The following is a 10,029-nucleotide window of genomic DNA, read 5'->3' on the forward strand; positions in this document are numbered from 1 at the left end:
CTATATGGCAGGCCGTCGGGGCAATTACAACAGCAATGGGAAGCAAAAGGAAGAGTCGGCTAAAGTAAAAATCAACAAAGAAAGCCTCAGCCAGGCACTCATTTTATTCTCTTATTTAAAACCTTACCGGGCGAAATTTATACTGAGCCTGGTATTTATCGCATTATCCGCGTTTACCACCAGTTTATTCCCTTTGTTCCTGGGTAAGATGATTGATGCGGCTTCGCCCGGTGCAGCCGTGCCCGGAATGGGTAGCGTGACCCCGCAGATTGGCAATGCACTAAAAGATATCCATTGGAGCCTGAACACCACGTTGATCCTAATTTTTGTACAGTTAAGCATACAAACGGTGTTTTCATTCATGCGGGTATACCTGCTTACGGAAGTAGGGGAGAAGGCACTCGCTGACATGAGAAGAGATGTCTACAGCAAGCTGCTGACGATGCCCATGTCCTTCTTTACCGAGAAGCGGGTTGGCGAACTCAGCAACCGGATTTCTTCTGACCTTTCGCAGATACAGGATGCCATTTCTTTTACACTTGCGGAGTTTCTCAGGGGAATATTTACGCTTATTATCGGGCTGATCTTTATTTTTTGGATCAGTACCCGTCTTGCGCTGGTGATGCTGGCTGTAGTGCCGGTGATCGCGATCCTTGCAGTTGTGTTTGGCCTGCGGATAAGGAAGATGGCCAGGAAGGCCCAGGACCAGCTCGCCGAAAGCGGAACCATCGTGCAGGAAACTTTCCAGGGGATTTCTATCGTTAAGGCATTTACCAGCGAGTTTTACGAAGTAGGCCGTTATGTAAAAAGTGTTTATGCCGTTGTGAATACCGCTATAGCAAATGCGCGCTATCGCGGTGCATTTATATCCTTTATGATCTTTAGTGTGTTTGGTGCGATTGCTTTTGTAATGTGGTATGGTGCTAATATGATACAGTCTGGTGAACTCACGATGGGTTCGCTTACGATGTTCGTGATCTTCTCGATGTTTGTAGGTGGCACGTTCGCTGGATTTGCCGATATGTTTAGCCAATTACAAAAGACGCTTGGCGCAACCCAAAGTGTGCGTGAGATCTTACGGACTGAGGGTGAAGCGGTCAGCCTTTCACACCAATTGGTATCACCGGAGTACAAACTATCCGGTTCAGTAACCTTTGAGAATGTTGCATTTAGTTATCCGGGCCGTAAAGACATTGCAGTACTTAACCGGATCAGCCTAAACGCTGAAAATGGCGAACAGATTGCGATTGTTGGTCCGAGTGGAGCTGGTAAAAGCACCCTTGCATCGCTTTTACTCCGCTTTTATGAACCTGATAGCGGTCGTATACTGTTCGATGGCCGTGCAGCTGACAGTTTCCCGCTTACCCAATTGCGTATGCAAATGGCTTTCGTTCCACAGGACGTCATCTTGTTTGGGGGCTCAGTTAAGGAAAACATTGCTTATGGCAAACCAGGCGCCTCGGATGAAGAAGTAATAAGTGCCGCAAAAAAGGCCCATGCTGACGAATTTGTAAGCCGGTTTCCGGAAGGCTACGAAACCATTGTGGGCGAACGCGGAATTAAACTCAGCGGTGGTCAGCGCCAGCGTATTGCTATTGCAAGGGCTATCTTAAAAGACCCTGCAATATTGATCCTTGACGAGGCAACATCTTCGTTGGATAGTGAAAGTGAACAATTGGTACAGGATGCGCTGGAAAACCTGATGAAAGGAAGAACGTCTTTTGTTATTGCGCACCGCTTATCCACCATCAGAAATGCGCATAAGATTGTAGTTATTGACAAAGGTGTGGTGAGTGAAACCGGAACTCATGCTGAGTTGATGAACAAAAACGGCCTGTACCGTAAATTAAATGAAATGCAGTTTGAATTTGGTGTTGCAACCCAGTCACCCGTTTCGCCGGTAGTCGGACAATTGGCTTAATCCCCCGGATCGAAGTCCTCGCTGGGGGCCCACTTGACAGACACTCCCGAGAGCCCGGCATTCGTTAAATTGCGGGTGGCACAAGATTGGTACAATTGCGTTTACTAAACTTATAATTATGAATAACGATCAAAACAATAATCCTGCTCCTGAAGAGAATGAAAACACCGGTAAAGTTTTCCTGATGACCGGAAGCTCGTTGCAATCGGAAGAGGAATACAAGGAGGATAAGGAAACGAAACACGACGACGACGCTCCCATGGTGTTGACGACAAATATCGGTGATGGTGAAATGCGAAACGAAGGTCTTGCTGAGTCCGGTGACCCTGAAGACATCCAATTTGAGGCAACAGCGGTAATCCCTCCTGCACCCGACGACATCGACGAATAAGAATTCAAAAACATGTTGAAGAGACATTCCCCCGGGAGTGCCTTTTTTATTCCATCTATTCTGCCGTTCGGCTACAAAAAAAGGTAAGCAGGGTGCGCGGAGATAGAATGAATATGAAGTGTTAATAAGATCGGCTATCAAGGGTACTGCAGTCGTCTTTGAAATTGTTGGTGCAAATGACCACTACAATTAGGCAGGGGTGAGCCAATGTGCTTAGTACTAAATTCTTTTTGGACCCGGCTGTAGTATTTCTATTGTAAATCGTTGCCTGCCCGGCTGCGCCAGTCGGAAGGCGTCGCACTTTTGTACTGAATCGCATCATTGAGCCATAAAGTCGACACACGGCAAAACTAACCATATGGAGATATCATCGGTGCGCTTTCGCAAGCATAAACATCTTCCAAATAATGGCTTTTTATGATCGCCGGCCATAGGCGCGATTCGATATGGTCATAATGTTCCTACGCTAATCCTTGCTGCTCCTCAACCCGCAAACCAGGTAAAACCCTGCTATACGATCCTTGCAAGCAATCCTCCCCGGATTTTATTCTTGTTACTTTATCTGTTGAAATCTTCTGCGATAACAACAAACAGGCTTATTCCTGCTCATAACAATATTATTACAACCCGTTACCGCTTTCATCCGGTTCATGCCCCTGTGGATTGCATAGCCCGCGAAATGGATGAAATTTTACACCATCATTAAATGAAAAAACAAAATATAGCGTAATGAAACAAGTAGTATTAGTATTATGTGTTGCTGCTTTCTTTGCAACAAGTGCATGCGAGAAGACCGGTGATAAACCCGGCGAATTTGGAACAGGTCCACGTACCAATGTTCCGGCGGCATTAAAAGGTACCTGGATGTATGGTAAGTTTTCAATGACCGAATACTGGTCAGTAGATCCTTCAACTTACCTTGGTAACGGACTTGAGTTTGCAATTGCTTTCACCTTTCACCCAGACGGAACCTATACCCACTACTTTACTTCAAGAAGTGTGATGGCGGGCTTTTCTACCTACAACCAATCGGTAACAAAAGGGACAGTCGAAATCGATGAGCAAAATCAAACGATCAAAATGCACGCAGCCACATCCCATTACAAAAGGACAAAAAATGGCAGGGTAGAAGAAGACCGGGACATGAGAAAAGAAGAGGTACACGGTACAACAAGCTACACGTATACCACTGGTAAAGAATCGAGCGGTACCAATGCTTTATACCTGAAATTGCAGGGTACAGCAACTCCTTTAACTTTCTTTCAACAATAGAATTCCATCCCTCTTTTGTCAAAAGGCTTGTCTTACAGACGAGCCTTTTTTAGTGCTTTACAATCCTGCCTTTTTGTGTCCTCCGGGCGACATATCATCCGGTTTTCTCGCTGTTTGCTGCCATTATTACGAGCACCGCATCACCAGCCCTTTTAGTGCTTAAAGTGGCTGTTAAGGCCTTGTTATTTGGCGGATGTTTTCATTCCGCCGCATAGAATTTGCAATTATCAATGTCAAAACAACGATTAGTTATGAAACAGATAATGGTGGTGATGCTCGCTCTGGGGATAGGTTTCGCTGCTAATGCGCAACCTAAAGTGAATGGGAATATTGGTCAACTTAGGCCAAGGGTTTATGTTGCTCCGCCTGTATACCCGGTATATCCTCGCCTGGGAATGGGTTATGGGTTTGGCTACGGTTATGCCCCTGGTTTTAGATATTCGCCTTTTTATAGCCCGTTTAATGATCCATTTTACAGGGGCTACAGGTACCAGTCCGTACCTCAGGAACTTCAGCTGGAAATTGATGACATTAACAACGACTTCGATTACCGTATTGCAGAAGCAAGACGTGACAAGTCGGTGTCAGGAAAAGAGAGAAGGCAGCATGTTCGTGACCTGAAAAATCAGCGCGAAAACGCCCTTATAGATGCAAAACGTGCATACTATAAGTCCATGCGATCTTCAAGGTCTGAAGGATAAAAAGTCCCCAATACATTTAGCCCCGCTTGCGGGGCTTTTTTATTATACAGCAATGGTCACAGCTTATTAAAACGAAAACAAACTCCGCCGTCAATAAAGTTGCGTGGGGAAACACGTGACAAGCCAAACCCTGTTGTAAGATCGAGGACGATGTTTTTTGAAACCCAGTAAAGCATGCCCGCATCTACAGAGATCTCCGGCTTCTTGTTTTCGTGTAAACTCCCGAAGGTTTCTGCAAAGAGCTGCCAGTTCTGCGATAAAGCAATGTGCGGACCGATCACGTATAACCATGAGGGTTTATCCGATGAGCCATCCCACTCGGCAGCTACATTGTACTCAATTTCGAAGAGATCAGCTATGCGGTTTTCCATATTCAATCGCACGACAGGAAATATTTTATCGGCCTGAAAATCTTTTGAAGCCGCTTTTGGAAAGCCGAGTTGTACAATTAACGAACTGTGCGGAAACACACCTGTTCCCTCGCTCAGCAGTGCTTTTACCCCTACCTGCACTGGTTGCAAACCGGTTTCATGATAATGTGGTTGCTTATACTTTTCGGTTGCGGAGGCTAACCGGGCACGTAATTCGATCCTGTTGAAAATGCCATATTTCAGCACCAGTTCCGGGTGTTGTATTTCAGTATGATCCTCTTGTTCTTTCTTCCTTTGCAGGCCCATTTCAACCTGCAGCGTTCTTGATGGAGTTACCCATGGTGTCTCAGACTTGCCACCCCTATCCGGCTGAATTCTTACATCAGTTTGTGCTTCTGCATGCCCGATTACCATTCCCACTAAAATAAGAACAAGCGTTAAAGCGTTAGATTGCATACCATTGTTTAATTGATGCTTAAAAAAATAGTGCCCTTGTTCAAAGACTACGTTATAATTATTAGAACAACTTGGCAAGGTTTTTAGATAGTTCCCTGTAATGCCCCAACCTATGAACCCCTTTACACGCCTGGTTTTAACAAGCTCATTCATAATGCTTTCGGCAGCTGCTATCAGCCAAAACCAAACGGCCGGATCGCAGCAATATAAAACAATACCCGCCGGAAAGGAATACCAGACTTCCCGGTTTCATCAATGGTTATGGGGTACGAACTACAGGAAAGAATGGAGCACCCCGGTTCGGCTACCCGTAGCCATGCTCGACACCCTGGGTGGCGGGTTAACGCCTGTAAAAGCCGGTGGAGGAAACCAGACAAAATCACTTCAGGTAGTTACCCGCGATAAAAAAACCTACACAATACGATCCGTTAATAAAACACTTGGCAAAGTATTGCCGGAAGAATTCCTTGGCACCTTCATCGAAGATTTGGTTGATGATAAAGTATCCATGTCGCACCCCTACGCATCGGCGGCCGCGTCGCACCTTGCCGGGAAAGCAAATCTCTTTCATACCAATCCATCATTTGTGTACATGCCAAAGCAGAAGGCTATAGATACCTTCAGGCAGTTTGGGAACGAAGTCTACCTTTTTGAACAGAAGCTTTCAGGAGACTGGAAGGGAGCTGCCAACCTTGGAAATTTCGGCGACTTCATCGGCACTGATGATCTGCTTGAAAAGATGTTTGCAGACAATAACATTCGCATTAATCAACTCAGCTTTATCAAACACCGTTTGTTTGACATGCTGATTAATGATTGGGACAGGCATGAGAAGCAATGGGAGTGGGGAACACGTGACGAGTCGAAAGTAAAAGTTTACTATAATGTTCCGCAGGACCGTGATCAGGCATTTTTTAAATACAACGGGGTTTTATTGTCTACGCTTATCAAAGCTTCGGGTTTAAGTTACTTTCAGCCATTTAAACCCATAATGGAAGACGTAAAAAGCTTTAACTACGAAGAGCGAAACCTCGACCGTTTTTTTACAAACAGTGTAGGACTTGAGGGATGGGAGCAGATGGCTGCCGAAATTGAAAAAGCAATAACCGACAAAGAAATTGCAATCGCCCTTGCCCAGATGCCAAAGGAGATCCAGGGTATGTCTAATCAAGAACTCACAGAAGCCTTGCAGGGTAGGAGATCAAAGCTGGTAAAATATGCTGCGGAATATTATCGTTTCATTGCTAAGGAGGTTGATGTTGTAGGAAGCAAAAGCAACGAACATTTCGAAGTAACTGTTCCCAACGAGGAAGAAATGGTGGTAAAGATCTATGCAACGGGAGAAAACAACCTGAGACAGAATGCGCCTTATTACCAACGAACCTTTAAAGCATCCGAGACCAGGGAGGTAAGGATTTTCGGACTTGGGGGAAATGATATATTTGATGTAAAAGGAACGTCTGCAAGCCCTATTAACCTGCGCATCATTGGCGGCGAAGATCGCGATTCGGTCACGACAACCGGCGAAGCAAGAGTACACATTTATGACAATAAGGATAATTCCTTCAATACAGGTTCTGCAACAAAATATCACCTTGCCTCCGACTCAGCAGTACATGCGTTTAAATATGCTAATTACACCTACAGCAAAAAAGGCATATCGCCGGTGGTTTTCTACACGAACGAAGACCGGCTATTTGTCGGTGTTGCATATAATGTGCTCAAACAAAAGTGGAGAAAGTCTCCGTTTGCTTATAAACACAATGTATCGCTAAACTATTCCATTTCGCAACTTGCATTAAGTCTTATTTACAAAGGTGTTTATCCATCAGCTATTGGCAAATGGGATCTGAACCTCAGTGGCATATATGATGCTGTTCGGTGGACCAATTATTTCGGGATGGGTAACGACTCGAAGTTCGTTGTTGATGATATTGATTACTACCGTGCCAGAACTGAAGAATGGTTGGCTGCAGTTGGTCTCAAACGAAAGATTGGGAGGAGCACTATACAATTTAACGGCCTTTTTCAGCAGGTCAGGATAATTAACGATACCGGCCGGTATACGGGTAAAAATCTCAACCCTGGTACCATGGTTTTCAGGCCTAAGCAATTTGCTGGTGCCGAGGCGCAATACAACCTTTACGACCTGAATGATCCCGTTGTTCCAACCCGTGGTTTTGGCCTGATGGCCCGGGCATCTTTCCTGCAGAATCTAAAGGATGCTGAACGTTCGGTAGCAAACTTCCAGGCACATTCGCAGGTATACTTGCCGTTAATACCTAAGTTTTCACTCAGCCTGCGAGCTGGTGCAGAAACCATCACCGGGAAACCAGAGTTTTACCAATATGCTGCGGTAGGCGGCGGCCAACAATTAAGAGGGTTCAGGCAAACGCGTTTTTGGGGTAAAACAGCTTTTTATAACAGCAATGAACTGCGTTTCATAAATAACGTAAAAAGTTACATCTACAATGGCAAGCTTGGCCTGGTGGGCTTTCTTGATAACGGAAGGGTTTGGCTCCCTGGCGAACAATCAGATACCTGGCACGTAGGCTACGGTGCGGGGGTATTGTTGGCACCATTTAATAAGATCCTGGCTGAGGTTACTTACGGTTTGTCGAAAGATGAAAACCTTATTCAATTAAGGTTAACCGTTCCCGTTAGATAATCATTTCATTATATCAGGATGTTGCACTATCGCCCATAGTGCCGTTGCACGATTTATAATAAGGGTTCGACATTATTCAACTATAATCGCATTCCTGGTTTAACCAGGTAACTACTAAAACTATTAGGATGAAAACACTTGGGATTATTCTTATTGTAGTTGGAATATTAATGTTCCTGGTGCCGGGAATAAGCTTTACTAAAAAAGAGAAAGTGATAGACCTTGGTCCTATTGAAGTTAACAGGAATGAGAAGAAAACGATTGGCTGGCCGGTTTATGCGGGAGGTATAGCTGTGGCTGCGGGTGTTGTATTGCTGGTTGCTGGTCGTCGGGGACGTTAGCAGTATTCATCACCCGTTGTCTTTTATACGTTGTTTTTTGATGGGTCAAATTTTACAACCAAACTGAGGTGCGCAACGCTCATCACTGTCGTTTGAAAATGGAACAGGTTGAACTTGATACCAACCATTGTAACCCAAACCCATGGGATACCCTTGTTATGCCGTGTGGATGGTTTAACAACAATCTGGACTTATTAACGAAAGTATATTCAAGAAATTCTGACGCACCCGGCTCTCCCTATCCAGGGACTCTACTGGTGAACGGGGTTCAAATCGAGGTAACACTCTTTAAGATTGCTATTGTTCCTGTTTAATAAATTTCTCATTATATCGTGAACAAAATAACGCTAAAGAGAAAAGGCGTAAGCACCCTCTGTCAAGAGTTGCTTACGCCTTTATAGTTTTGGTTTGATGGAATAGGAAAGGCCGTTGTAATCTAGATTAAGTCATTTACAGATCCTGTTCCAGTGTGTGATAATTTTAAAAGCCAAAGCCTATTGCAATCCCGGTTCTAAGACCAAAGCCCTTGATGCCTCCTTTAATTTCGAATTCATCTTCCTTTGCTTTGTTTTTGAAATTTACGTTGTTGTAAGAAGGACCTGCAAAGATGTCAAGCACGAAACCACTTTTGTATCTCTTTTCCCATCCTACGATTGCGCCACCTCCGATGGTTGAAAAACCGGCTTCATTGTCTGATTCTTTATCTGAAATCGTAAAGTTCTGATAACGTACAAAAGGAGCTACATATCCGCCGTTAAATGACTGTTTTTGTCCGCCGAAATAAAAGCGGTATTCTGGTGTAATGCCATATCCGGCGTACTTAAAGTCAGAGATGGAAAGGCCGGTATAAAATGCACCAACCTGGAATGTTTGACCCTCTTTGACTTCTCTTTCATAAGAGATATTACCGGTTTTTACCAGCAACGACATTGGGTTGATTTTAATTGCATTTTTTTGAATGTCCTGTGCTTTGGAACTAAATGCCAGCGCTGCTGCAGCTAATAATAGAAAACTTCTTTTCATCTTGGTTTGATTTTTTGTTTTTTAGTTTAACGGTTTTCCGCGTTTTGATTTCATTGCAAAAATGTCTTTTAGATCATGGCAATCCAACCGCATAAAATGGTGAAAACAAAAGCCCCGTTTTGAGATGAAAATGCCTGATAATGGACAAATGAGGGTTTATCAGGCCTTATGACCACTCATAACGCTATTCGGATGTCGACTGGGGTAATCCGCCTCGCATAAACATGTGACTACCCCTATCTCAAAATGATGACTTAAGGTACAACCGCCTGTAGCGATAGGCTTAGGGGAACTTAAAGCAACTATTTTTTCAGCAATTGGGCAATTCGCTGAAGGTCGTTTAGATCTGTAGAGCTCAGGGGTTCATTGTTCGAGAACTTGGCCCGCAGAAATAACACCCGCTTGTGCTCGGGAAATCTTTCAAGTATGTCGCTGATGAGCTTTCCGGCAGACTCATCCTTTTGGTAGAGTGGTTTTGGGGTGGGCAAGGCGGATTTATCGCGGGTCGGCATTTTCTTTATGATTGCTTCAACAGCAGCCAGCTTGCCGGGTGGGATTTCTTTTACCTTGAGCGCCTTCGCATATAATCCCTGCAGCTGTTTTTTGCTCAAACTTCCACGCTCACGATATTGCTTGTACAAGCTGATGATAAAGGAAGATACAGGATAAGCCAGTATACATTCTTCCAGCAGTTCGTTGATGCTGTCGATCTTGAAGTCTTTCCGCATAATTCCTGCAATTTACAATTACTTAACCGCTTCAATGTTGCCGTGGCTAAGAACAGGTATATTCCATTGATAAAGCCTGGCAAATTCAATGACGTCTGGTTACGAAAGACGAGGGCGGCCAAGATGATAAGATTACGAACGAATCTGCCAGTACTCC

General features: G+C 44.4%; 9 protein-coding genes. 6 read left to right on the forward strand and 3 right to left on the reverse strand.

Going from position 1 to position 10,029, the window contains the following annotated elements:
• The first annotated feature begins 4 nt into the window (after window positions 1-4).
• From EXU57_RS06845 to EXU57_RS06860, 4 genes are all read left to right on the forward strand, one after another.
• Window positions 5-1,921: an ABC transporter ATP-binding protein gene (locus tag EXU57_RS06845; protein ID WP_133267446.1), complete on the forward strand. Its 1,917-nt coding sequence runs from the start codon at window positions 5-7 to the stop codon at window positions 1,919-1,921.
• A 118-nt stretch (window positions 1,922-2,039) separates the two neighbouring features.
• Entirely contained in the window at window positions 2,040-2,312 is a 273-nt protein-coding gene (locus EXU57_RS06850; RefSeq protein WP_133267447.1) for a hypothetical protein, read from the forward strand.
• Between the two features lie 729 nt (window positions 2,313-3,041).
• Complete coding sequence (locus tag EXU57_RS06855; RefSeq protein WP_133267448.1) at window positions 3,042-3,584, forward strand: hypothetical protein; 543 nt, start codon at window positions 3,042-3,044, stop codon at window positions 3,582-3,584.
• A 251-nt stretch (window positions 3,585-3,835) separates the two neighbouring features.
• Window positions 3,836-4,285 (forward strand): hypothetical protein, encoded by a 450-nt coding sequence (locus EXU57_RS06860; RefSeq protein WP_133267449.1) that lies wholly within the window; start codon window positions 3,836-3,838, stop codon window positions 4,283-4,285.
• A 56-nt stretch (window positions 4,286-4,341) separates the two neighbouring features.
• On the opposite strand, the gene EXU57_RS06865 is transcribed toward EXU57_RS06860, so the two are convergent.
• Entirely contained in the window at window positions 4,342-5,112 is a 771-nt protein-coding gene (locus EXU57_RS06865; protein ID WP_165958061.1) for a transporter, read from the reverse strand.
• Window positions 5,113-5,224: 112 nt separating this feature from the next.
• Between EXU57_RS06865 and EXU57_RS06870 the strand changes: the two genes are divergently transcribed.
• Together EXU57_RS06870 and EXU57_RS06875 are read left to right on the forward strand one after the other, a co-directional pair.
• On the forward strand, window positions 5,225-7,780 hold the full coding sequence (locus tag EXU57_RS06870) for a BamA/TamA family outer membrane protein (protein WP_165958062.1): 2,556 nt from the start codon (window positions 5,225-5,227) through the stop codon (window positions 7,778-7,780).
• Window positions 7,781-7,908: 128 nt separating this feature from the next.
• Window positions 7,909-8,121 carry a hypothetical protein gene (locus EXU57_RS06875; protein WP_133267452.1) on the forward strand — a complete coding sequence of 71 codons (213 nt, stop codon included), beginning with the start codon at window positions 7,909-7,911 and terminating at the stop codon, window positions 8,119-8,121.
• A gap of 480 nt (window positions 8,122-8,601) precedes the next feature.
• Here the strand turns inward: EXU57_RS06875 and EXU57_RS06880 are convergent, their stop codons facing one another.
• Window positions 8,602-9,144, reverse strand: coding sequence for a DUF3575 domain-containing protein (locus tag EXU57_RS06880; RefSeq protein WP_133267453.1), 543 nt, complete (start codon window positions 9,142-9,144; stop codon window positions 8,602-8,604).
• A 302-nt stretch (window positions 9,145-9,446) separates the two neighbouring features.
• Entirely contained in the window at window positions 9,447-9,872 is a 426-nt protein-coding gene (locus EXU57_RS06885) for a hypothetical protein (protein WP_243745533.1), read from the reverse strand.
• Window positions 9,873-10,029: the final 157 nt, after the last annotated feature.

The organism is Segetibacter sp. 3557_3 (assembly GCF_004354985.1).
In the GTDB taxonomy this organism is placed as follows: domain Bacteria; phylum Bacteroidota; class Bacteroidia; order Chitinophagales; family Chitinophagaceae; genus Segetibacter.

What these genes read in the sequence shown, in the direction of transcription:
- EXU57_RS06845 (WP_133267446.1), top strand. Translation starts at nt 5, where the DNA reads ATGGCAGGCCGTCGGGGCAATTACAACAGCAATGGGAAGCAAAAGGAA.
- EXU57_RS06850 (WP_133267447.1), top strand. Translation starts at nt 2,040, where the DNA reads ATGAATAACGATCAAAACAATAATCCTGCTCCTGAAGAGAATGAAAAC.
- EXU57_RS06855 (WP_133267448.1), top strand. Translation starts at nt 3,042, where the DNA reads ATGAAACAAGTAGTATTAGTATTATGTGTTGCTGCTTTCTTTGCAACA.
- EXU57_RS06860 (WP_133267449.1), top strand. Translation starts at nt 3,836, where the DNA reads ATGAAACAGATAATGGTGGTGATGCTCGCTCTGGGGATAGGTTTCGCT.
- EXU57_RS06865 (WP_165958061.1), bottom strand. Translation starts at nt 5,112, where the DNA reads ATGCAATCTAACGCTTTAACGCTTGTTCTTATTTTAGTGGGAATGGTA.
- EXU57_RS06870 (WP_165958062.1), top strand. Translation starts at nt 5,225, where the DNA reads ATGAACCCCTTTACACGCCTGGTTTTAACAAGCTCATTCATAATGCTT.
- EXU57_RS06875 (WP_133267452.1), top strand. Translation starts at nt 7,909, where the DNA reads ATGAAAACACTTGGGATTATTCTTATTGTAGTTGGAATATTAATGTTC.
- EXU57_RS06880 (WP_133267453.1), bottom strand. Translation starts at nt 9,144, where the DNA reads ATGAAAAGAAGTTTTCTATTATTAGCTGCAGCAGCGCTGGCATTTAGT.
- EXU57_RS06885 (WP_243745533.1), bottom strand. Translation starts at nt 9,872, where the DNA reads ATGCGGAAAGACTTCAAGATCGACAGCATCAACGAACTGCTGGAAGAA.